Here is a 22,941-nt window from a genome sequence, read left to right as displayed (position 1 = left end):
CCTGACGGGTTTGGCCAGAAGGAGCGCGATTGGAATCGAAATGAGCTGCTGCAGGAGTGGCGCGAGGCGTGGAGCGCACACGTTAACGAACGACTGGCAGAGCTTGGGATTGATACGCGTATCGATCATCGCTCCTATGCCGAACAGGGCATCGCGCTCGAGCCGCAGCATAAGATCGGACCGGCGGCATCACGTCGACCCGGACAGGGGCTGGAAGCCGAGCGGATCGAAGATCACGCCCGAATTGCTCGCGAGAACGGTGAGCGGATCATTGCCGATCCGACCGTCGCGCTAGACGCGATCACGCGCACCCAGGCAACGTTTACGACCCGCGACCTTGCGGTGTTCGCGTTCCGACACTCGGATGGCAAGGATCAGTATGATCAGGTCATGGCGGCGACGAAGGCCTCGCCGGACCTCGTGGCGCTCGGTCTTGATGGCCGCGGCGACGCGCGGTTCACCAGCCGCGACATGATCGCCGTGGAAGCGCGTCTGGAGCGATCCGCTGACCGGCTGGCCGCGACTGACGATCACTTCGTTTCCGCCCGCCAGGTCAATCGTGCGCTGGAGAATGCTGAGGGCAGGGGGCTTACACTTTCGGGCGAGCAGCGTGACGCGTTGGGACGGATCACGACGCGTGACGGTCTTGCCTCCGTCGTCGGCTATGCCGGCAGCGGCAAGTCGGCGATGCTAGGCGTGGCGCGTGAGGCGTGGGAGGATGCCGGCTACACCGTCCGCGGGGCTGCCCTTTCCGGCATAGCAGCGGAAAATCTGGAAGCCGGCTCGGGCATCGCGTCGCGCACCATCGCCAGCCTCGAATATGCATGGGGCAGGGACCGCGAACAGCTTGGACCCCGCGATGTACTGGTCGTGGATGAGGCCGGCATGATCGGGACACGCCAGATGGAGCGGTTGATGTCTGCGGCGGACCAGGCCGGCGCCAAGGTCGTGTTGGTCGGCGATCCCGAGCAGCTCCAGGCGATCGAGGCGGGCGCTGCGTTCCGGTCGATCAGCGAGCGCCACGGCGCCGCCGAGATCACTGAGATCCGGCGGCAGCGCAACGACTGGCAGCGGGACGCAACGCGGTGGCTGGCAACCGGCATGACATCCGAGGCGATTGGCGCGTACCGCGAGCACGGCATGGTGACTGCGGCGGGCACGCGCGAGCAGGCGCGGGCCGCGCTCGTCGACGGTTGGGACCAGCAGCGCCAGGCCGAGCCGGACAAGAGCCGCATCATCCTCACGCATACCAATGCCGAGGTGCAGGCGCTCAACGGCGAAGCACGCGCGCGGCTGCGGGACAGCGGCGACCTTGGCGAAGACGTGACCATCGAAGCAGAGCGTGGCGCGCGGTCGTTTGCAACCGGGGACCGGATCATGTTCCTGCGCAACGAGCGCGGGCTGGGGGTGAAGAACGGTACGTTGGGCACGATCCACGATGCGGCCCCGGGGACGCTTGCGGTGCGGCTGGACGATGGCTGTCCGGTTGCCTTCGACGTGAAGGACTATGCAGCGATCGATCACGGCTACGCCGCGACCATCCATAAGTCGCAGGGTGTGACGGTCGATCAGGTACACGTACTGGCTACGCCGGGCATGGACCGACACGCCGCCTATGTTGCGCTGTCGCGGCATCGGGACGGGGTAAAGCTGCATTATGGTCACGACGATTTTGCGAGCGATGCAAAGCTCGCTGCAGTCCTGTCACGTGATCGGGCGAAGGACATGGCCGCCGATTACGTGGTCGAGCCAGACGACGCGGCACGTGCCTTTGCCGACCGACGTGAGATCCGGTTGCCCGAGCGAGTGCGGGAGATCGCACACAAAGTGGAAGCCAAGGCACGGGGCATGTTTGCCGGGTTCAAGCCCAGGCCGCAGGAGGCCGTCTCTGAAGACCGTGCCCCTGAAGGTACGAGCCGTCTGGGCGAAACCAAGGCGATCCAGCGCTATGCCCGCGCTTCGGTCGATATCGCCGGGATGCAGGACAAGGGCCTGCCGGTGCTGCCCCACCAGGAAACGGCCTTCGCCCGCGCCAGTGAGGCGCTCGACAAGATCCGCTACCGCGCAGCGGATGATCTTGGCGCGGCGATCGAGCGTAATCCGAAGCTCGCACAGGAGGCCGCTACAGGCGAGATCCGTGGTGCAGTTCGCGCCATGGCCGAGGAAGCCCGGGTCCGAACCGATCCGGTACTACGCGCCGAGCGGTTCATGGAGCGGTGGCAGCAGCTGAAGGCCGGGTACGAAGATGCGCGGACAGGGCCTGCCCGCCAGCGCATGGCGATCATGATGGACGACCTCAGCCACGATCCTGCGCTGAAAGAAGAGCTGGCGCGACGCGCGCCTGAACTGGGAATCCGTATCGAGAGAGAGCCGACAATCGAGCAGATCCTGGAGCGTCAAATGAGGATGGACCGCGATCGTCAGCAGGATCTCGATTTGAGTCGATAGGGAAGCGCATATGGCAGACGGCGAAGACGAAGCGGCAAAGGCGTTCGACGATCTGCGCGCTGAGGTGTCGCTGCTGCGCCGAGCTGTCGAGCGGCTGGCCGCGGAACGTGCCGAACCATCGGAGATGCCCGATTACGCCGAGACCCTGGGGGTCATCTCGCAGAAACTCTCCGCGACCGCGCAGCGGGTGGATGCGCTGGTGCATAGTCCGGCGCTGTCGCTGACGCCGGAGGAATTCGGCCGGCAGACGCTGGCGGCCAGTTACAACGCTAGACGCGAAGATCACCGCGCCTTTGTCGCCGCGAGGGAGGGGCTGAACGAAGTCGCGACAAAGATCGGTCGTCAGCTGGAATCGCATCTGATGGCGGACGAGCAACGCCAGCGTGTCCGTCGCGTCGGCATATCCGGGTTAGCCTTGGGCATGGCCATGTGGGCGATCCTTGCCGGCCCGATTGTACGGGCCGCACCATCAGGCTGGCACTGGCCAGAACGGATGGCAGGGCGGAGCTTGCGCATGCCGATGTGGGAAGGCGGTCAGCACCTCATGCGTACGGCGTCGCCAGCAGCGTTCTTCGGTATCGTGGCAAACAACAGGATGGCTGTCACAAATCGGGAGGTGTTGGAGGCCTGCCGCACACGCGCGGCAAAGGCGAAGAAGGCCGTGCGCTGCACGATAGAGGTGGAAGTGCAGAACCGAGAAAAATCATGATCGGTTTGGAACGGGGCCGCACGTCATCCGGGCATTCCACGCCAGAGATTCCTGCCGCCGCACTTTCCGGCGGCGAAACAGTGGGTCGATCATCGAGGACGGTAGGAGCGTGACGTTATGGTGAGCGGTCTGGCCAGCATCAGCATCGGCCTTAGTGTAGTGGCGTCCGTGAGCGCCTTCATTCGCAGCGCGAGACGTCAGAACAGGCGACCCACGATAGGTTCAATTCTTGTGGCGCTGTTTGTTGTGCCATCTCTGGCAGCGTCCGTGTCCGGACTGACGGCCGCACCGCTCGAGATGCTCAGCCGGATCCCGGGCCTGTCGATCATGGCATGGCTGATCGCGACGGCGTTACTGGTCCTGTTGTGTGCAATCGGTGGTCATGTTCTTGGTTTTGTGATGGGAGAGGCCAGGGGGCCTCAGGCGGGCGATGTCATGCGCGGCGCGCAACTCTCCACCGCTGATCGCTGGCGCAAACGGACGCAGCGGATGCAGGCACGCAGTGCCGATGTCATCTCGCTTGCCGGCCTTGCAATCGAGCGGGCGGACGAGCCCAAGCACTTCTTGCTCATGGGCACGACCGGTACCGGCAAGTCGGTCGCGATCCGCGAAATGCTGTGCGGCGCACAAGCGCGCGGTGACCGAGCGATTATTGCCGATCCGGACGGCGGGTTCCTGTCCCGGTTCTACAATGCCGCGCGCGGCGACGTGATCCTGAACCCGTTCGATGCTCGGTCGGCCGTTTGGGACATGATGGGTGAGGTGCCGAACGACTTTGCGGCTGAGCAACTCGCCGCGTCGCTGATTCCGAGCCCGGGCGGTAATGCGGATGCAACATGGGCTGCGCGCGCGCGGACGTTGCTCACTGCGATCCTGCGCCGCGGGCGGCTGACTGGTATCGATACGGCCGAGGTCTACCGGCTGTTTGCCATGGCCGATCGCGCGGAACTGCGCGCAATGCTTGCCGGTACGGCAGCTGAGCCATTTCTGGCTGAGGGTGCGGCACGGCTGTTCGACAGCGTGCGCTCATCCAGCGGTGACGCGATGAGTGCGCTGGAATATGCCGCCAGCACGACCGGCGGGCAGTCGTTTTCGCTGACACGCTGGGCGTCGGACCCGGACGATCGGCGCTGGGTGTTCCTGCCCTACCGGGCCGACCAGATCGCCGCCCTTAAGGCATTGATCGGACCATGGATGCGGTTGGCCATCTTTGCGACGATGAGCCGGCCCGAAGGGGACACCACGCCGACGTGGTTCGTCGCTGACGAACTGGACGCGATTGGGAAGATCGAAGGCCTGGACGACGCGCTGCAGCGTATCCGCAAGTTCGGCGGTCGATGCGTGCTCGGGTTCCAGACCATTGGCAAGGTACGCGCGATGTACGGCGATGGTGCTGCCGCGGCATTGGTGGAGAACTGCAGCACGCGGCTGATCCTGCGGTGCGCAGGGGGTGATACTGCGAGTACGGCACGCTTCGCATCATCGCTGATCGGGCAGCATAGTTACATGCAGCAAAGCTTCAACGAAGGCGCCGCGCCAGGCGGCAAAAGCTGGGGGCATTCGCTATCGGCGCACACGGATGACGCCGTCATGCCGTCCGAAATCGAGCGGCTGCCCGACCTCAGCGGCTATCTCAAAGTGCCGTCCAAGCCCGAATGGTTTTTGGCGAAGGTTACCTACCAAGAGATGTCGCAACGTACCGCGACGTTTGTCGGCGTGTGGGCGACCTAAGGGCTGGCTGGCGAACAGAAGTGCACTGGCGTCTGTCGGCAAATTCAACTGACGATCATCATCGCAGACGATCGTGTTTTTGGGAATGTTCGGGATGGGGAGGAAAGCCGATCGTCCGCTTTGTGATACGGAATGTGGATTGCGGACGCTCGTTGGCAGCGTAGGTTGCCTGAATGAGCGACCAAGTGATGCTGACGTCGATCGACGGGCCGATGCTGGCCGAGGCATTTCCCTCTGAATATCAGTCTGCGGCAATGTCGGCGGGCACCCAGTCGGAGCGAATACAAATGGAGGAAGTCCTCCGATCCGACAGCTAAGGTATCACCTATGCGCTCACCCGCATCGTCGCTACCCCCGTACTCACGTGCAGGGAAATTCGAGGAGCGTGTGATGCGTCATCATACTTTATCGGCGGCGATCGCAGTTGCCATGTTGAGTTCTACCTCAGGCTCAGCGAGCCCGGCGCAAGCTGTGATCTCAGGCATCTATGAACTGGACACTGCGCGGAGTGACAACGTTTTCAAAGTGATCGACAGCGCTACCACTACCATTTCCGACGACAAGCGCCCTCGTGTTCGAATGAGGCTCCGCAAGTCCATTGCGGTAAATAGGATTAGAATTTCCATCGCAGGAGGTCGAGTCGGCCTGGCCTATGATGCCAAAACACCTATCGTAGTTTGGATAGGCGGAGATCCGATCACGTGGAAGCTCATCCCGGAGCTTGTTTTCGATGTATCGGTAAAAGCTGATGGTGGAACCGTCGCTCTGACATTCCGCGGCGACGACAGCGAGAGAACCTCAAATTACCATAGTGTCGGCCAGGATTTGGTGGAGAATACCACCATCATCAGTCCACTGCTTTCTACGCCGATCGTCTATGAGCAGGTCTTTAAAAAGACCAGCTAATCGGATCTACGAACAGACCTCCTGACGAGAAGCCGTTCAACGGTCTTCGTCGCATAGATGCGGATGCCAGTCGAGATGGTCTGCCTAGCCTCTGCTTCTCGGCGCGCTACGGCAAATGGGCGGAAACGGCCCAGCCGCTCTTAAGTGCCGATTGCGCCCGGCCACTGTCGGAAGACACAACCTTTACGACGGGGCTATTGAGCAACGTCGAGAACTTCGGGGCAAAGCGAGAACGTCACAAACTGTCGGGGTGTCGGAAAACGGTATGTTCCCGACGATCCTCGATAGTCGCAGTGCCTGGCGTCCTGTCCGAAATCACCAGTTTGTCGTGCATCTGCGAAAGCGACAGGGTTTTACGCCATCGTGCTGCCTCACGACAACTTTTGGGACAAAGCCGTCTTTGAAGTCGTCGGGCGCGAACGGCGGGATCGGATAGAAGCAGACGCTCGCCGCAGGGGCCTCCAGACGGCAAACGCTCGAATGTGGCCGCCTCGGCAGCGCCTTAAGGGTAAGTGCGATCGGACCAGTTTTCCGCTTTGCCCGTCGCTAGCAACCACTCGCGTTGAACTGTTTACGGGCGCCCACCCGTTTGTTGAACGCTCTCCATGTCTAACTGTCTGAGAGCGCAGCTTTTCGCAGCATCTTAGGGGACGGGAAGCACCTGTACGAAAAACGACCGTTTTACGCACACCTTAGGCGGTCATACAAAGCCGCCAGTTTGTAGATATCAGAGCCAAATGGCACGTCCCTGTCAGCGCTATTTGTCACCCGGAGCACTCCTGCCGCTGGCGGGGAAATGGCGATAGAAGGTCGAAACCGACACGCCGACCGCTTCTGCCACGTCCTGCGGCCGATCGCCGGCAGCGAGCAGTTTAACAGCCATGTCCCTCTTTCGTGGCGTCATGACAGATTTACGACCTCCGCCCCCGCCGGCCTTTCGTCGCGCGGCCAACCCCGCCATCGTGCGTTCCCGGATCAGCTCTCGCTCCATCTCCGCAATCGATCCGAGAATATGGAATACCAGACGGCCCGTATGGGTCGCGGTATCGATCCCGTCCGTGAGCGAGCGCAACGCGATCCCGCGTACCGACAGTTCAGCCGCCAGATCGACCAGCCCTTTCATCGACCGCCCGAGACGATCGAGTTTCCAGATCACCAGCGTATCGCCCTTGCGGGCCTTACAAAGCGCTTCAGTCAGACCTGGGCGTACGACGCTTGCGCCACTGGCCTTGTCGGTCGCGATGTGTTCACAGCCGGCCGCGTTGAGGGCATCAATCTGCAACGCCAGATCCTGATCCGCGGTGGACACCCGCGCATAGCCTATGAGCATTCCGCTCCCTTCTCATAACTCCGTCTAAAATACGTATCGTGAGAAAGTAGTTTTGGGAACGGTTTTTGGGAAAATGGAAAACGCGGTTTTCTGGCGTTCGCCGTGAACACCTATTGAGGGGCGGTCATTCCTACGAGACGTTTCTAATCGGGAAACCCGCTCGGATCAGCGGATATCGTCCACCTCCAGCAGAACACGATAAGCGCTGTCTTCGCTTTGCATTGCTCGAACCGCTTGCTCAGCCGTTATCGAACGCTGAAGAAGTCGGCTACCGGCCGACTCTCCGCTGTCGTATTCAGCTATATAAAAGTCGTCTTCGCAGGTGATCCGCAGACCCCATCCCTCGAATACGATCGTCTGCAACGTCACCCCCTATCAAAAGGTTGATGTGATACGCCCTGATAACGGATCTGCGTGAACTTTGGAAAAATCCTGATGTACCATCCTTCCCGAGAAAGCTGGCTTGTCCGGTGATGCGAAATTCAAAAGTTTTGCATCAAATATGGGTTAGCTGATCTCCGCAGACGGTAAAGCTTTAGTGGCGTAGTATGATGGCTATCTGTCGGGAGAAAAGGCGTGCGGGATCGGATATTGGTCTTGGCCGGCATAGCAGTTGCTATACCGCAGCCTGGCACTGCGCAGACGCATAACGAACGCACGCGGCCTGCCATGACCATAAGAGGCATTGGGCCGGTGAAGATATCGGCTCCGAAAAGTCTGCTCACTGCAATTCGTGGTTACGCAGCCCAGCCTATTCCGGTTCCTGATGCACCCCACCCGTTACCGCCCTGTCCGCATGATGCCGGGGATGGGTGTGAGACAGATGCCAGCGCGCGGCTTAGAATGGATAAGGCGATCGGGCGGTAATCATCATTGCAGCGTTTTTGATGCAAAATTCACGAGCTTTGCATCAGCGCAGCGGGGCAGAGCAGCCGGTCGGCTAATGCCTATCACCGGACATTTGCTTTCGCGTTGGGGGCAGGAGCGCGCCCGGGAGGTGGGCGAGAGCAGGCGAGCGGCGTTGACCAACAAGTCGGTCAATCTCCGCATTGTAGGTCGGTAGATCGACTATGCCCCCGCCGTTCATGCCTTGGTCGGCGCGAAAAATACCCTCGCCAGTCAAAAGTAAACGGAGCTTTTCTCCCTTGGCGGTCAACCCGATATCGCACGATGTTATATATACGATGGGCACTTCGTCTTGCTGAACACGCCCCTTCCAGGTCTTAGATGCCCGCAAATATGCGATTGGAGTTAGGCCGGACTTCCAGTCCGGTCCAAACCTCATTGGTGCGACGACTTCTGCATCAATAACTGCGCTAGCCCGACGAAAATCATCTCTCGCTTGTTGCCTTACCTGTGCGGAAGTCAGACTTTTACGCGCAAAGCTACATGCGCTGCTAGATACTGAGGTAAACAGTGCAACCCCGCTAACGGCAAGAAACACCAGAGTCTTCGGATTGGTTCTCATGGGTGTATGCTGCTCTTGGCGAGGCAACAGCGCAAGGCGCGGCAACGGCCGCCCTCTCTCCTTTTCGCGTTCATGATGCAAAACTCACAGGTTTTGCATCAGAATAAAAGAGACGAAAATACAGTCGCTTCCATGATGCATAAATCCGATGCACAATCGGCGTATGATTTACGGTTACGCACGCGTCTCATCCAACGGGCAGGATCTAGCCCAGCAGCTCGCTCAGCTCGACGCGGCCGGCTGCACGAAAATTTACCGCGAGAAGATGAGCGGCGGAACCGCTGAACGGCCCCAGCTCAAGCGCGCAATTGGCGCGCTCGATGCCGACGACGTGCTCATGGTAACGTCGACCGATCGCCTTGCCCGCAACACCCGTGATCTGTTGAACATTCTTCATACGGTGAAGGAGGCCGGCGCCGGCTTCCGGTCGATCGCGGAGCCGATGGTGGATACGACATCGCAATTCGCTGATGTCATCATTGCCGTGCTGGGGGTCGCAGCCAGCTACGAGCGGCATCGTATTACCGAACGTACCGCTGCCGGCAGGGTCCAGGCCAAGGCCCGTGGCGTTAAGTTCGGCAGGCGTGCAGCCCTTACCCCTCATCAACAGGCTGAGGCGCTAAAGCGACTCACGGCTGGTGATACGCAGCGCACCGTTGCAGCACTGCTGGGGGTCAATCAGGCGACAATATCGCGGCTTTACCGAACGAAAGACTGAATGCGGCCCCAGGGATTAAGCGTCGATGCACAGCTCTTCAGCGATGCGCGCCTGCTGCTCCCGGAACTCCGCGAGATCCAGGTGCATGCCGGCCACGGGTGCGGTTTCTGCAAGCAGAGCCAGATGGACCTGGTCACGGGCCTTCGAGTGGAGGTGGTCTATCAGCTCTTCGCAATCAGTCATCCGGCGGGCTATCGATGCGATAGGTTAATGGATCGCAGGCGTTTCGATTACCGGCCTACCACGTTCCGAAAATATGCATCGGGATTGTGCATTGTGGAGGGCAATGGTTTGAGCGGCTTTCGGCCTTGATGCAAAACTTGTGAGTTTTGCATCAGGCTCGCGGGGTTAGTGGTCAGCTATCGAGAGTCCGGTGCCGACGATAGCTGACCACTGGTCGCTTAGTTGACGCCCCACATCTCGGCACGATCGCGAGCGAGCTTGATCATAAACTCGTCTAACTTAATAAGGCGGCGATCAACCTCGACGGCAGAAACGCCGTTCCAAACGGAATGGTCATAGCCTTCGCGCAACGGCTTCAGGTCTTCACCAGCCTGAAAGCGCTCGGCCATGTAAAGTGTCTCAAGCAAATCTGTCGGACGCTCGCGCTCGCTCGTTTTGGCTAAGCCATACTTCACGAGGTATTCGGACATGATGCCGTCGTTGGATGTACTAACCATCGTCATCCCCTTTCCCGTCGAACATGGGTCGCAGATGGGCGCTAGTCCAGAGGCCCTTGCCTCCGATCGCACGGGTGGCTGGGCAACCGGCTATCGCCGCTCAGGCTGGCAAATTCACGATCAGGGCTGATGCAAAACTTTTGAGTTTTGCATCATGAATCGCTGGTAGCGGACAGTGTGAACGTGCACGATATGATTATATCTACGGTCTTCCAGTCTGGCTAAGCTCGCGCTTAGCCTCCAATTACCCGTGATAATTTTTTGGAGAATGGGCGTTCTCTCTTCCGCTCATCGTACAAGCGTCTTCGGCATCATGCGCGGGAACGTCACTCTGTAGAATGTGTCACTTCCACTACGCGGCCTACCGCTTACGATAAATGAAAATTGGTCTGCAGGACACGAAGCGCCGCTTAGATATGGGAAATCTATTGTGGAAACAAATGCCTTCAACTCCGCAAAATAAGTATCATTTACCCAGTTTTTTCCATTTATTATTACATCGGTTAAAATAGAAGGCTCACCCTTGTCAGTATGAAGTTGAATAAAGACGCGATCTTTACCACATACAACCTGATATTGAGCGTTCAGCTGAGCAGGCAATGGATCCCCTCCTAGAATAATAGGAGTATCTGATACTGATTGAGCAAAAGCTTTACTATCAGCAGCTGCTATAAGGGCAAATAATATTATTATTGACTTCATCAAAAGTCCCCTTCAATATCTTATCTATTAACAGCGATTATTAATACCGGATGTTGCCCGACTTGGGAAGCCGGCATCTTGTCGATATTCGCGTATCGTGCCGTCAGGTCCCACGATGTAAGAGCTGTAAGCGTATTCAGGTGCCATGTGTGCTCCTGTCGCTTTAATTGCATTGTAAACCTGCCAGTCATTATTTGACGGCAATTTATTAAGATCAGGGTTTGGATCGCCTCTTGGCGGATGAATGTGTATCACGCCAACAACATAATCCCCGAGGCCAAGCGCTCCGATCTGAAATCTCACTTCGGGAGCCGGAAGGCCAGCATGGCTAGCCTCAGCCCATGTCATACCAGCAGTAATTGTACTTAACCGGAATGAGTAATGGATGCCATCTCCCACATTCATGATAAGGGCTGCTGCGTATTCTCGTTCGTTGGTGTCCGAGTATAGTATCTTTGTTGCGCTATTAAAGTCTTGCGCTAGCTGATCTTTTCCAGCCTCCCTCTTTGCATTTTGCTCAGAGCATACGTGTTGCGAAGTTAGCGGGCTGGGTGGCGCAAGAAATTCAGGTTGTCCGTTTACTATGTTGAGTGAAGGCAACATCACCTCATAAATTCTCGGCGACGGATAGCGGATTCCGATCACGACGATGTCGTTTGGCCCAGGTGCTGGCGTAGGCGTAGGCGTAGATTGCTGAGCATAAAGTGGCGTAGATTGAGCAGCGACGCATAGTAGCCCAATGAAGATCTTTTCGTGCCGAATCAGCATACGAAAGCTACCCCCTATACTCGATTGTGAGCAGTTAGCCGCTAGAAAAATGTACGCGTCGTTTTATTTTTGATGATTAAGAATGAGTATTTCTAATAAAATATACCTGGTCAAGGTATAAGCTTAAACATTGTAGCGATGGTTAGCGCCAATGCGACATGCATGGAGGCAGAAATAATGGACGTTCAGATTTCGACAACGTGTTCGACGCACTGGCGGATACTCCGGCCGAGGCCGCAAACCTCAAGGCACGCTCCGAGCTGCTGTCGGTGCTGAAAACGCACGTGCGGGCTTGGGACCTGTCACAGGAGGTTGCAGCTAACCGCCTTGGTATCACCCGCCCTCGCCTCAATGACCTGTTGCAGAGCAAGATGGCCAAGTTCTCCCTAGATGCGCTGGTGAACCTCGCCACTGCCTCGGGTCTGGCCGTGCATATTCAGGTCGCGGAAGCAGCCTGACGCGTAGCCCTAACGGCCAAAGCCGATATCCGGCTCGTGTCCGCGCTGTCGTTCCCGCTCCGCCTCTCGCTGCCGATCGCCCCCACCCTGGCCCGGCTGGTCCAGCTCGATCGCCGGCGTCTGCTCATGACGGGGTGACCGATCGAGCGCCGGCAGTGCGTCGAACCCGTCACCGCTACTGACGTGCAACCCCAACCGCATCGCGTGCGCTGCACCCTGAACGAAACTCGACATGCTCTGCGCTGCCAGCTCGGCCCGTTCGCGTAGCTGGTCGCTCCATTCGTGAATCCGCTCCCTACCGCGCTGGATGTAGTACCCCAGCCCCCGCGCTTCCTGGATCGCCTCGTTCATCTGACCGCGCGGCGTGACGGCGTGCGGCTCCTCGCCGGCCGCGATCTGCTCGCGTTCGGCCCGCCGCTCGATCGCAGCCGAGGCGTGACCCATCTTCACGGTCGGCTCCATCTCGACGCCCTGACGCGCATAGCTGCGATGATCGACCCGCTCGGCCACCTGGGCGAGTTCCAGCGCGTCGTTGACCTGTTCGGCCCACCGCTCGCGGATCGCCTCCACCTCGATCGACGCCGACGATCGCACGTCGAGCTGGCGGGTCTTCGCCCCCAGCCCCTCCGCGTCCACCACCCGCGTCGTCGTCATGACGTGCGCATGGTGGTTGCGATCGTCACCGTAATCATGGGGGGCGTGGATCGCCGCATCGACCGCCACCCCCTAGCGGTCGCGGATATCCTCCGCGAAAGCACGAACCAGGGGTCGGTTCCGGCTAAGGGCGATATGACACCCTAAGCGGAATGGTAGGCCGGTCGAGCCCGTCTAGACACGTGAATAGATCCGTCGCTGTCATGGTTGGGTGACGAAACGGACCGGCCCCGGCGGGGCAATTAGCATGGCGGGGGGCGATCCGGCGCGGACGACAAACTGATCTAGCGGAACCGCATCGGTAGGTGCGGTTGCAACAAAAACTTGGACGAGCCGGTGTCCATCGGTTGGAATAAGCGTCTTGGGAATGGACAACGGTTTGCCACCAAGATCGCCTAACCAGGCAGGACGGCCATAGCGATAGGTGCGTCGAGGGTGAACGACTTGCAGGTCAACCGCCCCGGCATATTGTCCGAGCACCAACGGCCGGTCGCCCTCGAACAGGATACCGTCGCTATTTTTCACGCGCGCGGCTGCCATATAATAAGACTGGCGAGTAGAGGCGGGCACCTCGGTCACGGTGGTCTGATCGATTGTCAGCGGGTCAATGCCGGTCATTCGCTTTAGCCGTGCGGCCATCCACTCGATCTTGCCACCGTCTTCTTCATCAAGCGCTGCCTCGGCAACGTGGCTGTGGCCTACATAGATCAGAAGCTTGGCTGTAGGCAGGCGCCGGTGGATCGCGGCGAGATTATCCGCCTCGGCCTGTTCTCGCGCTTCGATGCTTTGGCGTCGTGGGAGATCGCCCTTGGGCCGCTGTAGGCTGTTCTGTTCATATGACACCGGCTCGTAACCGATAGCGAGAGCGTTGCGCAGAAACGCAGCATATACCGGGTCACGGGTATAGAAGCCGGTGCTGATCCGGACGAAGCGATCGTGGGCGAGCCGTTCCACAAGGGTCGGCTTACCAGCATAAGGGGGTTCGTTGTCGAACGTCTCCGCCGCAAGCACCGAATAGCCCAATGGGCGCAGCGCCTGCGCGACCCGCCAGGCAAAGGCGCGATCGCGCGGGTGGCTATGCGCTTCATTGAGGATCACAATGCCCGTGTCTCGCGCGCGGCGAACAATCTCCGCGATCGCGTCACGCCCGACTGAACCCGCGATTGCCTTGTCCCAATCGGTGTCAGCAGGTCTAGGCGGCCGAGACTTGTCGAGCGTTGCCAGATCAAGCTCGTTGGTGACCGCCGAGCTGACCTGCTCCCACATCTGGAACGCGTATTCGTCAGTGGCTTTACCGTGCGTATCGAACGCGGCAGCGGCGAGTTTGTCGGTTGCTTCTAAATAGCGACCATTGTTGTACGCAGCCATTGCTGTAACCACCGGGCCACCGGGCTGGGGCATTTGCGCCCAAAGCGGCGTAGCAAAGATGATTGCCAGCCCTATAGCCACTCTCATTCGGCTGCTCCTCATAATCCCGATGCCGAAGATGGATCGTCTTCCAACGCACGTCTAGTCGGCATCAGTTTGTCTCGACTGGCCCCTGCCTGAAGCTGTTGCTGATAGGTCAATAAAAGGACTCCTTTTGGCCAAACTTCGGGTCAGTTCAAAGGGCGAGAAGTGTCTGAATGCCGCTCTCAAGGATATCTGGAGGGTACCGCTTATTCCGCCGTTTCGATATCGGGAGCCGTCTCCATCCGCGCTCGCCCGACGATCGCAGTGACGGTGTTCTTGCTGAGACTGAGATCGCGGGCGATCCAGCGGTAGCTGCGGCCCTCGGCAACGAGCGCCAGCACTTTGGAAGCCAAGCGGTCGGACTTAGGGCGGTTGCCAACCTGCCGGCCAAGCTTCCGGCCCCGCGCTTGGGCTGCGGCGAGTCCGGAGCGAACTCGCTCGCTCAGCATGTCGCGCTCGAACTGCGCGATGCCAGCCAGCATCGTTGCCATCATCCGGCCGTGCGGCGTATCGACCTCGAAGGTCATGCCGCTCATCGCGACTACCGACACCCGCCAGCCCGACAGCCGGTTGAGCGTATCGAGCAGGTCCTGCGTCGAGCGTCCCCAGCGGCTGAGTTCGGTGACTAGGATCGCATCGATGTGACGTGCCTGGGCCAGCTTCATCACTTCGCCGCGTGCCGAGCGGTTGGCCTTCATGCCGGAGGCGGTTTCGCGAAAAGTCTCGACCACCTCATAGCCGCCCCGCTCCGCGAAACCGGCAAGGTCGCGCCGCTGCCGCTCGCACGACTGGTCGGCAGTCGAGACGCGGGCATAGATGGCGGCGCGTTGTCCCAATTGAACCTTCCCGAAAACCAGCCCTGAAAAGCCTTGATTTGCGTGGGGTCAGTGTTGTCCAAAACAGACTTCTGTTCAACAGGGACAATGCCGCATGCCGAGACGCCATATCCTGAGCGCCCGGCAGCGGTCAGCGCTGCTGGACTTGCCGACTGACGAGGCGTCGCTGCTCCGGCATTACATCCTGGCGGATGACGATCTGATACAGATCGACCGGCGACGCCGGCCGGAAAACCGGATCGGCTTTGCACTGCAACTCTGCGCTCTACGCTATCCCGGCCGGATGCTGGCACCGGGCGAGGTGATCCCGCTCGCGGTGTCCGCCTTCCTCGGCGCTCAGCTCGGCATCGCTGGTCATGCGCTCGTCCGCTATGCCGTCCGCCGTCAGACCCGCCAGCAGCACATGGAGGTGCTGCGACGAATCTACGGGTACAGGACGTTCCCCGGTCAGGGCGCACCGGCACGGGCGTTCCGCGACTGGCTGCTTACGCAAGCCGAGCAAGCGCGTTCCAACGACGATCTCGCCCGGCGCTTCATCGCCTACTGCCGCGACACCATGACCATCCTGCCGGCGATCACCACCATCGAGCGGCTGTGCGCCAACGCGCTGGTCGCGGCCGAGCGCGGTATCGAGAAGCGGATCGCCGCGCGCCTCGATCGCGTCGCCTGCACACGGCTCGACCAACTGACGACCGAGATGCTGCCGGGCGCGATCAGCCGCTTCGTCTGGCTGCGTCGGATCGAGCCGGGCAACAATTCGGCTGCGGCGAACCGGCTGCTTGACCGGTTGGAGTTCCTGCAGGCGATGAACCTCGATGCCGATCTACTCGCCGGCGTACCGCCGCACCGTGTCGTCCGGTTGCGCCGGCAGGGCGAGCGTTATTTCTCCGATGGCCTGCGCGATCTGAACGCCGACCGGCGTCGCGCCATCCTCGCGGTCTGCACCATCGAGTGGGCTGCCGCGACCGCCGATGCGGTGATCGAGACGCATGACCGCATCGTTGGCCGTACCTGGCGCGAGGCGAAGCAGGTATACGATGCCCGCGCCGCGGAAACCAGAGGGGCGGTCACGGCGACGCTGGACGGGTTCGCCATGCTCGGCCGATCGCTGCTCGATGCGCATGGCGACGGCGCGTCGCTGGACGATGCGGTCGCACGCGCGGCGGGATGGGACCAAGTCGACCGCCTCGTCACGATGGCCAGGACGCTGACCGACACGCTGGGCGACGATCCGCTGGCGCACGTCGATCAGGGCTATCATCGCTTCCGCCGCTATGCGCCGCGCATGCTGCGCTGCCTCAACCTCGCAGCCGCACCGGTCGCCCGGCCCCTGCTCGACGCGGTGACCGCCATCGCCGACAGGGGCGAGCTCCCGGTGACCGACGACTTCCTGCGCCCACATTCCAAATGGCGGAGTCAGCTGCGGATGAAGGGCAGTGACGATGCGCGTCTCCGCGAGGTTGCGGTGATGTTCCATCTGCGCGACGCGCTGCGCTCGGGCGACATCTGGCTCGACCGCTCGCATCGCTATGGCGACCTGCGCCATGTCCTCGTGCCGATGACGGTCGCGCGTACCATGAAATTGGCGGTCCCATGGGACCCGTATGTCTGGCTGGCGGATCGCAAGGTGCGGCTTGCCGATGGCCTCGCCTGGCTCGGTCACGCCGCGCGGAACGGGACGATCCCACACGGCAGCATCGAGGACGGCACGCTGCGCATCGACCGCCTCACTGCCGACCCGCCGGACGGGATCGAGGAATTGCTCCTCGACCTGTACCGTCGCCTGCCGCCCGTCCGCATCACCGACCTGCTGCTGGAGGTCGATGCCGCACTCGGTTTCACCGATGCCTTCACCCATCTGCGCACCGGTATTCCATGCGGCGACCGGATCGGCCTGCTCAACGTCCTGCTCGCCGAGGGGCTGAATCTCGGCCTGCGCAAGATGGCCGAGGCCTGCAACACACACGATTACTGGCAACTCTCCCGCCTCGCGCGCTGGCATGTCGAGAGCGAGGCGATCGACCAGGCGCTGGCGACCGTGGTCGCCGCGCAGGGCGACCTGCCGATGGCGCGGGTCTGGGGCATGGGCACCACGGCGTCCGCCGACGGCCAGTTCTACCCTGCCGCGCGACAGGGCGAGGCGATGAACACGGTCAACGCCCGCAACGGCAACGATCCCGGCATCAAGGCCTATACCCATGTCAACGACCGCTTCGCGCCGTTCGCGTCGCGGACCATCCCCGCGACCGTCAGCGAGGCGCCCTATCTGCTCGACGGGCTGACGATGAACGAGGCCGGCAGACGGATCGAGGAGCAATATGCCGACACCGGCGGGTTCACCGACCATCTGTTCGGGATCAGCGCCATGCTCGGCTATCGTCTCGTGCTGCGCATCCGCGACCTGCCGTCCAAACGGCTGTATGTGTTCGATCCCGCCGCCACGCCGAGCAAACTACGCCCGCTGGTGGGCGGCAAGGCGCGTGAGGCGCTGATCGTCTCCAACTGGGGCGACCTGTTCCGCTGCGCCGCCACCATGAGCGCAGGGGTGGTCGCGCCGAGCCGCATCCTGCGCAAGTTCGCCGCCTATCCGCGCCAGAACGATCTGGCGGCCGCGCTGCGCGAGGTCGGCCGGATCGAGCGGACGCTGTTCATCATCGAATGGATTCTCGATGCCGGCACGCAGCGCCGCGCGCAGGTCGGCCTCAACAAGGGCGAGGCGCACCATGCGCTCAAGAACGCCCTGCGCATCGGTCGGCAGGGCGAGATCCGCGACCGCACCACCGAGGGCCAGCACTACCGGATAGCGGGCCTAAATCTGCTCACTGCCATCATCGTCTACTGGAACACCCTGCACCTCAGCCACGCCGTCGAGGCCCGGCGTCGCGAAGGGCTGGATACGCCGGACCGTCTGCTCGCCCATGTCTCGCCGCTGGGATGGGCGCACATCCTGCTCACCGGCGAATACCTCTGGCCCAAGGACACCGCAGCTTAGGGTGTCATTTCGCCCTCAGCCGGAACCGACCCCGATGAGACGAAGCGCATGACGGAGCTGCGCAACTTCATCGACCACCTCGTTCTGCCCACCCGCTCGGCACGGGGGCGAGCCTGAGGCTGTAGACCAGGGTGCGTTGCGTGCTTCGGCAGCGAGGCCCGTCGGTGCGCAGTCACTCGGTAGCGTCGGAACGGATAGGTTTCGCGAGCAAAGTCTGGCTTCACTACAGGGAGTTTCGCCGCCAGCCATTCTGATCGACGGGCCGCAGCAAATAGCGGCAGTCCCTCAACGACCGCAGAAAAGACTCGTCCGGACTCACGGCGGTTGCCTTCGTCCGAGGCCACCGCCTTCTCGATCAGCGTTCCCGATCGGGAAACGACGGCAGCAGAATCGGTGCGCCGACAGGGATATCGTGTGCGTTGAGTGGCCTGAAACACTTTTCTCGGCATTGATCTGCCCCATTGCGAACGGCCAAGCCCAGAGAGACACATTCCGCACGGTTGTTAAACATAGCGCCTGTGGCCTTACGCATATCGAGCATGAAAGAGGTCAAGGAGCGCCGGGGGGTTCAGGCGCTGTGCCGAGGCATTCTCGATGACTTCTGCCTCGTCACTGTCGGTCAAGGTCACGAACAGGATCGTGCTCTCCATCTCCCGTTTTTCGCGTAGCCGAGTAAGGGCCGTCGTCAGTACCTCGACAAGCCGGGCAAGATGGGTGTCGATATTGTCGATCCTGCCTCCCACTATTTCTGCGGTGAGACGGCGGTTGACTGCGGCGAACAGGTCATCCCGCCATCCTTCATGCTCCCACTCACCCACGCTCCAACGCAACCAAGCTCCGTCCTGTGGTGAGAAGTCGGCATTCTCCTGAAGCTCGGCTTCAAAACGCTCTTGGACGGCCTCTTCTGTATTCGCGGCAATACCCACGCCCATGGCACCGTCTTCCGTAACGAGGGCCAGCGCATAGAGACATCGTTCTTCCACAGCGATGGCTAGGTCATCAAACGCGCTTAGAACGGCCTGTTCCAGCTGCTCGGCAATATCGTCCCAGTCCATATTTGCCTTCCGCCCAGGCTTAGCATCGTCCGCAACTGCTGCGCCCGGGATCGTAGCCTGGTCGTGCGGGGCGGTCAGTGTCCACGCGTCCAGAGATAACCCGCTACCAGCATAGACCATGATTGCCAAAACGCTGCCCGTAATTAGCAGCACTGTCGCCACCATCGAGCGCAACACGTCATTGGCAATGAGTGCGCGGCTATGATCGTAATTCAGCCAGATCGCGACAGCGGCGAGCGCCCACCAAAACGGCTGCAATTCGTCCACGCCGCCTTAGTCCGGCCAGCACATGTTAGGACTTGGGGTTGGCCGCGCTGAATGCAAGTCTGGACAGACAGTCCGATATTCGTTCGTTGAATCCGAATGTCACCTCGCCCCATGGTCGGTCTATTGTCCAACCGACGAACTGGTCGAGTGAGTGTCCGCTCGGCGACTGCTTCAGGCGCAATTTTCCGTATTTGGCCCGGATGTCGTTCACGCGTATGCAGCCGTCGAGGCCGTCAACCAGGAGCAGCGCTCCCGCGGTCGCATGCGACCCTGGAATATCGGTTCGCATTTCGATCATGTAACCCTGTTTTGTCCGGCCTCGAGACGTCACGAACGACCTGCTACGGTTCACCTCATGAAGTCGGATTCCTAGCAGTTCCTCGATTGACTTGAGTTCGGGACCATTCGTTCGATCGGCCTCGGCGATCAGCCAATCGATATTTTCGGTAGTGAATGCGGGTGCGCCGATCGCCATCAACGCGGCTAGGACTGTGTTCCTCACTCTGGTTGTCCCGCAATCAACTTTGCGCGAAGCCGGGCATAATAGTTCGCCGACGCCGTGTTCCCGGCGGCGCGGTACCTGGCGGACGCTTCAGCGGCACCGGCGAAGGCGTTGTTGAAGGCGAGGTTCGATGCCCAAGCAGCCGGATCGATGCCTTCCGGTGTTTCGGTCTGCTCTGGCGCGATCATCTGGAACCCGCCCTTATTTATATTGATGATGCCCGAGCGCAGTCGCCCTGCTTCGGCTCGCCCTGCAAAGACGCCTTCATCGCCTTGGGAGGTGCGCACCGGGATGGCACCGAGCCCGTCGGCCAGGTCACCGCGGCAGGATCCGCCCCAGCGGCCTATTGGATGGTATCCGCTCCACTTTCCCGCAGGTCGGTACGCATCGTCGATCAGGACGTGACATGTGGTGGCAGCCGGCTTGTGCGTGGCGGCTGGCTGCTGTGCGGAAGCCGGCGTCGCAATCAGTGCAGTCGCAAGCAGGGCGGCGGTGTGCTGCATGGCAAGTCTCCTGGTCCTTAGGTTTCGGTGAGTCTGAACCGTTTGGCAATGTCGCCGCGCAGCGCACTGCGCTCCCTGTAGAGAGTGCGATTGTGAATGATCGGCTTTTCGCGGTTTGAGCGTCTCGGGATGACAGCATCGATACCGCGATGGCGCAGATCCTCGCGGATAGCGTCGGCATCATATCGCTCGTCGGCCAGCAAGGCGGTCGGCTCTGTCTCAGGCAACGTGATCAGCGTATCGTAACCTCGTAGTCGGCGGCCTGTCCACCGGTTACGTCGCACTTCATCGCATCGAAACAGCCCCAGTCGGTGACAGTCGTCGGACCGTTTCGTGCGATCAGGCGGGTGTGCAAGCAAAACATGCGCTTTCGTCGCATTGCGCGCGCGCGGTGGCGGCGAGCGTCAGCCGGTGGATCTGCGCGCCCAACGATGAAAGAGCGGCATGCCCATTGCACCCGCGTCTTCAGTCGTCGCTTCCCCGCCGGCTCGCGAGGAAAAGCGGTACCGCTAGGACAAGCACGCAGGCGACGATTGATGTGGCGGCGCCGAACCATGTCAGGCTTCCGTTCATCCATTCGGTCAGCAAAGTGGCCGGCAGCAGGAACACCACCAGGCATCCGATCGCGCCGTAAGGCCGCCCCGACATGTTCCCGTGCACCCTCGACATGCCCGCAGACTGCCGCGTCTCGGGCCTGCCCGCAACCTCTGTATAGGAGCCTCCGCGAATTGGGGTTCATGCGCGTGCCCTCCCGTCTGCGACCGTTGGTGGGCACGGCGGCCCGATACGACCGGAAAGCACAAGCCAGCGAACGACGCGTGCGGCAGCCGGGACGAAGGTCTGACCGCACCTCCCATCGCGCCTGGCGGATCGTTGCCGTTTTTCGCGCTGCACCGTCGCGGCAGAGATCCATTCGCTGCGCACGTCCGGCCGGGTCATAATGCCGTCGGCAAGCACGTACGCCTGCGCGAGCACCCCGAGCCCCCCGCCCCGGGGACGCCAGTTCGATGGTGCAACCGTCGTGCCCGGATGGAAGCCACGAGAGTGGGGCCGTAGGCACCAGGCGTGACGGATCATCGCAGATTCAAAACGCTACTCCGGCCGGCCATCGCCGATCTGCCGCGCCAACCGCACGTAATACGCGGCCGACGCGGCGTTGCCCGTCCCGCGCAAGCGCGCAGCGCTGGCGCGGGCGGCGGCCTCAGCATCCGCGAAGATGCGGTCGTCCTGTTCGGGGTGGAGGCCGTCTTGCGGGACGGTGCGCAGCGCCGCATCGAAGCGGGGACCATCCAGCCGCCGCTCCGCAACAGCAGCAGGCCGTGCACCGGCACTCCGCCCTTCATTCGGCCGGCGAAGAAGGCATAAGGCTCTCCGGATCCAGCGCGCAGGATCCCGAGGCCTTCCGCCGTCCTCTTGCCGCATTCGCCAAGCCAGCGGGCGGGCGCGGCGTCGAGGTCAGCCGGCACCTTGAAACGGCAGGGCGGCTCGGCACCGGTCTGTCCTGCCATCAGCAGCAATGCAGCCGCCATGACCGAAGCCGACCATCGCTGTCTCGTGCGAAGAGCTTCCTGGCATCCCCGCATCATCCGGCGCCTCCGAGTGTGGAAGCCGATTAAGCGAGCGTTCCGGCCGCCGCAATTGCCGTTGTCCTGCACCGACAGATGCGGACCTCAGGACACAGACCTGTCGCCGCGATCCCGGCGGCGTGCCGGCACGCCGATCGCGCGTGCTGGATCACGACGCGGCCTCCGGGTTGACCGCCGGGAACAGGGTGCGCAGCGGCGTCATCTCATCGGGATCGACCGTGTCTGGCCGCAGCACCACCGAAGTGTGCGGTGGGAGATACCAGAACAGCATCCTGACCTGCGGCTCGATTCGGGCCGCGTCCGGAAAATCCTCCGGCCCGCGATCGAGCATGAGCGAGCGCGGTGTCGCCGCACTCGGATCGACCAGCAGGGCGATGCGCGGATCGGTGATGCCCCAGCCGCGCGTGAGATGGTGGTGCAGCGCGCGTGCGGTGTAAGGCGGCAGGATCGCTGCGGATGGCGCACCGATCAGCACCTCGTGATCGCGGGTCGCGACCAGTCTGCCGAGATCGCCATCGTCTGCCACGAACACGGGGTCGGGGGCATGCGTCGGGTCCTGCCGGTCGAGCGGATCGCCGTCCCACCCGTCGAAGCGCAGCAGCGAGTCGATCACGCCCATCGGCAGCACGTATTCCGGCTCGGTCGCATCGCGCGACGCGAAGATCGCGGCGCCGTACCCGCGCTCGACCAGCACCGGCGCCTGGTTGGCCAGTGCATTGCTGTCAAACGGCGCATCTGGCCAAGGCAGGTGGAAGCGGCAGTAGACGAAACCATCAGGGCCTTCGAAGAAGGGCAAATCCGGGATCTCCAGCGATGCGTTCCACACGCTGGCAAAGAAGCCGGTGGTCCACTCCGCGTCGCGCAGCTCGCGCGGAACGTCGAACAGCTGGTGGAGGCGACTGGTTAGGTCGAGATTGAACATCCTTTTAAGATCGATCGCGAACCGGGTGCCGGCCGGCTCGGGTGGCGAGGCGGGCTCCACCGAATGATCCATGCCGAACAGCTTGCGCCAACCCATGATCGTTGCTCCACCTGTGAACGCAATCAAGCCTCAGTGGACGGTGCGGTTCCGCCGAACGCGAATCTCCCGCGTTTTTCGGCCAGGGCGGCGAACGGCGCAGCGGATGGGATCGACCGGCACTGCCCTCACCCAACCGATCCGGGACGTGTGCGCCT

The 22,941-nt window shown here is 61.5% G+C and carries 24 protein-coding genes; 9 read left to right on the top strand and 15 right to left on the bottom strand.

The window, feature by feature from the left end; all coding sequences use genetic code 11:
- From traA to C8J45_RS17570, 5 genes are all read left to right on the top strand, one after another.
- On the top strand, window positions 1-2,448 hold a 2,448-nt coding region (gene traA / locus C8J45_RS17585; RefSeq protein ID WP_107964428.1), incomplete at its 5' end, for a Ti-type conjugative transfer relaxase TraA.
- A 10-nt stretch (window positions 2,449-2,458) separates the two neighbouring features.
- The gene (locus tag C8J45_RS17580) at window positions 2,459-3,157 is read left to right on the top strand and encodes a DUF6118 family protein (protein WP_107964426.1); all 699 of its coding nucleotides are present in this window, start codon (window positions 2,459-2,461) and stop codon (window positions 3,155-3,157) included.
- Window positions 3,158-3,424: 267 nt separating this feature from the next.
- On the top strand, window positions 3,425-4,888 hold the full coding sequence (locus C8J45_RS17575) for a type IV secretion system DNA-binding domain-containing protein (protein WP_181321276.1): 1,464 nt from the start codon (window positions 3,425-3,427) through the stop codon (window positions 4,886-4,888).
- Window positions 4,889-5,061: 173 nt separating this feature from the next.
- Window positions 5,062-5,205, top strand: a complete 144-nt coding sequence (locus C8J45_RS19340; protein ID WP_181321275.1) for a hypothetical protein — start codon at window positions 5,062-5,064, stop codon at window positions 5,203-5,205.
- A 73-nt stretch (window positions 5,206-5,278) separates the two neighbouring features.
- Entirely contained in the window at window positions 5,279-5,794 is a 516-nt protein-coding gene (locus tag C8J45_RS17570; protein WP_146168660.1) for a hypothetical protein, read from the top strand.
- A gap of 757 nt (window positions 5,795-6,551) precedes the next feature.
- Here C8J45_RS17570 and C8J45_RS17565 read toward each other — a convergent pair.
- The gene (locus C8J45_RS17565; RefSeq protein WP_107964421.1) at window positions 6,552-7,124 is read right to left on the bottom strand and encodes a recombinase family protein; all 573 of its coding nucleotides are present in this window, start codon (window positions 7,122-7,124) and stop codon (window positions 6,552-6,554) included.
- Between the two features lie 165 nt (window positions 7,125-7,289).
- The gene (locus C8J45_RS17560) at window positions 7,290-7,487 is read right to left on the bottom strand and encodes a hypothetical protein (RefSeq protein ID WP_146168659.1); all 198 of its coding nucleotides are present in this window, start codon (window positions 7,485-7,487) and stop codon (window positions 7,290-7,292) included.
- Between the two features lie 1,268 nt (window positions 7,488-8,755).
- On the opposite strand from C8J45_RS17560, the gene C8J45_RS17555 reads away from it, so the two are divergent.
- Entirely contained in the window at window positions 8,756-9,310 is a 555-nt protein-coding gene (locus tag C8J45_RS17555; protein WP_107964418.1) for a recombinase family protein, read from the top strand.
- A 15-nt stretch (window positions 9,311-9,325) separates the two neighbouring features.
- Here C8J45_RS17555 and C8J45_RS19335 read toward each other — a convergent pair whose 3' ends face one another.
- The 4 genes from C8J45_RS19335 to C8J45_RS18985 form a co-directional block, all read right to left on the bottom strand.
- Entirely contained in the window at window positions 9,326-9,493 is a 168-nt protein-coding gene (locus C8J45_RS19335; protein ID WP_181321274.1) for a hypothetical protein, read from the bottom strand.
- 218 nt (window positions 9,494-9,711) lie between these two features.
- A complete protein-coding gene (locus C8J45_RS17550) occupies window positions 9,712-9,963 on the bottom strand; it encodes a hypothetical protein (RefSeq protein WP_258191516.1) in 252 nt (83 codons plus the stop codon).
- 315 nt (window positions 9,964-10,278) lie between these two features.
- A complete protein-coding gene (locus C8J45_RS18990; protein WP_146168658.1) occupies window positions 10,279-10,692 on the bottom strand; it encodes a hypothetical protein in 414 nt (137 codons plus the stop codon).
- Window positions 10,693-10,719: 27 nt separating this feature from the next.
- Entirely contained in the window at window positions 10,720-11,337 is a 618-nt protein-coding gene (locus C8J45_RS18985; RefSeq protein WP_146168657.1) for a hypothetical protein, read from the bottom strand.
- Between the two features lie 323 nt (window positions 11,338-11,660).
- Between C8J45_RS18985 and C8J45_RS17545 the strand changes: the two genes are divergently transcribed.
- Window positions 11,661-11,918 (top strand): helix-turn-helix domain-containing protein, encoded by a 258-nt coding sequence (locus tag C8J45_RS17545; RefSeq protein ID WP_258191515.1) that lies wholly within the window; start codon window positions 11,661-11,663, stop codon window positions 11,916-11,918.
- A gap of 9 nt (window positions 11,919-11,927) precedes the next feature.
- On the opposite strand, the gene C8J45_RS17540 is transcribed toward C8J45_RS17545, so the two are convergent.
- From C8J45_RS17540 to C8J45_RS17530, 3 genes are all read right to left on the bottom strand, one after another.
- Window positions 11,928-12,641, bottom strand: a complete 714-nt coding sequence (locus tag C8J45_RS17540; protein ID WP_107964415.1) for a MobA/MobL family protein — start codon at window positions 12,639-12,641, stop codon at window positions 11,928-11,930.
- Window positions 12,642-12,773: 132 nt separating this feature from the next.
- Window positions 12,774-13,940, bottom strand: a complete 1,167-nt coding sequence (locus C8J45_RS17535; protein ID WP_107964414.1) for a hypothetical protein — start codon at window positions 13,938-13,940, stop codon at window positions 12,774-12,776.
- Window positions 13,941-14,230: 290 nt separating this feature from the next.
- The gene (locus tag C8J45_RS17530; protein WP_107964413.1) at window positions 14,231-14,860 is read right to left on the bottom strand and encodes a recombinase family protein; all 630 of its coding nucleotides are present in this window, start codon (window positions 14,858-14,860) and stop codon (window positions 14,231-14,233) included.
- Window positions 14,861-14,954: 94 nt separating this feature from the next.
- On the opposite strand from C8J45_RS17530, the gene C8J45_RS17525 reads away from it, so the two are divergent.
- Complete coding sequence (locus C8J45_RS17525) at window positions 14,955-17,852, top strand: Tn3 family transposase (protein WP_107964412.1); 2,898 nt, start codon at window positions 14,955-14,957, stop codon at window positions 17,850-17,852.
- A gap of 524 nt (window positions 17,853-18,376) precedes the next feature.
- Here C8J45_RS17525 and C8J45_RS17520 read toward each other — a convergent pair.
- The 5 genes from C8J45_RS17520 to C8J45_RS19330 all read right to left on the bottom strand — a co-directional run bounded on the left by C8J45_RS17520 (window position 18,377) and on the right by C8J45_RS19330 (window position 20,791).
- Window positions 18,377-19,174: a DUF4303 domain-containing protein gene (locus tag C8J45_RS17520; protein ID WP_107964411.1), complete on the bottom strand. Its 798-nt coding sequence runs from the start codon at window positions 19,172-19,174 to the stop codon at window positions 18,377-18,379.
- Window positions 19,175-19,199: 25 nt separating this feature from the next.
- Window positions 19,200-19,649 (bottom strand): hypothetical protein, encoded by a 450-nt coding sequence (locus tag C8J45_RS17515; protein ID WP_146168656.1) that lies wholly within the window; start codon window positions 19,647-19,649, stop codon window positions 19,200-19,202.
- 23 nt (window positions 19,650-19,672) lie between these two features.
- Window positions 19,673-20,179 (bottom strand): hypothetical protein, encoded by a 507-nt coding sequence (locus C8J45_RS17510; protein WP_107964407.1) that lies wholly within the window; start codon window positions 20,177-20,179, stop codon window positions 19,673-19,675.
- Window positions 20,180-20,196: 17 nt separating this feature from the next.
- The gene (locus C8J45_RS17505) at window positions 20,197-20,406 is read right to left on the bottom strand and encodes a hypothetical protein (RefSeq protein WP_181321273.1); all 210 of its coding nucleotides are present in this window, start codon (window positions 20,404-20,406) and stop codon (window positions 20,197-20,199) included.
- A 238-nt stretch (window positions 20,407-20,644) separates the two neighbouring features.
- A complete protein-coding gene (locus C8J45_RS19330) occupies window positions 20,645-20,791 on the bottom strand; it encodes a hypothetical protein (protein ID WP_181321272.1) in 147 nt (48 codons plus the stop codon).
- Window positions 20,792-21,244: 453 nt separating this feature from the next.
- Here C8J45_RS19330 and C8J45_RS19325 point away from each other — a divergent pair, with 453 nt between their 5' ends.
- Window positions 21,245-21,544: a hypothetical protein gene (locus C8J45_RS19325; RefSeq protein WP_107964401.1), complete on the top strand. Its 300-nt coding sequence runs from the start codon at window positions 21,245-21,247 to the stop codon at window positions 21,542-21,544.
- Window positions 21,545-21,913: 369 nt separating this feature from the next.
- Here the strand turns inward: C8J45_RS19325 and C8J45_RS17490 are convergent, their stop codons facing one another.
- On the bottom strand, window positions 21,914-22,783 hold the full coding sequence (locus C8J45_RS17490) for a hypothetical protein (protein WP_107964400.1): 870 nt from the start codon (window positions 22,781-22,783) through the stop codon (window positions 21,914-21,916).
- Window positions 22,784-22,941: the final 158 nt, after the last annotated feature.

It is taken from the genome of Sphingomonas sp. PP-CE-3G-477, assembly GCF_003050745.1.
In the GTDB taxonomy this organism is placed as follows: Bacteria; Pseudomonadota; Alphaproteobacteria; order Sphingomonadales; family Sphingomonadaceae; genus Sphingomonas.
Note: the sequence above shows the minus strand (reverse complement) of the source record. Positions and strands in the feature narration are given on the sequence as shown.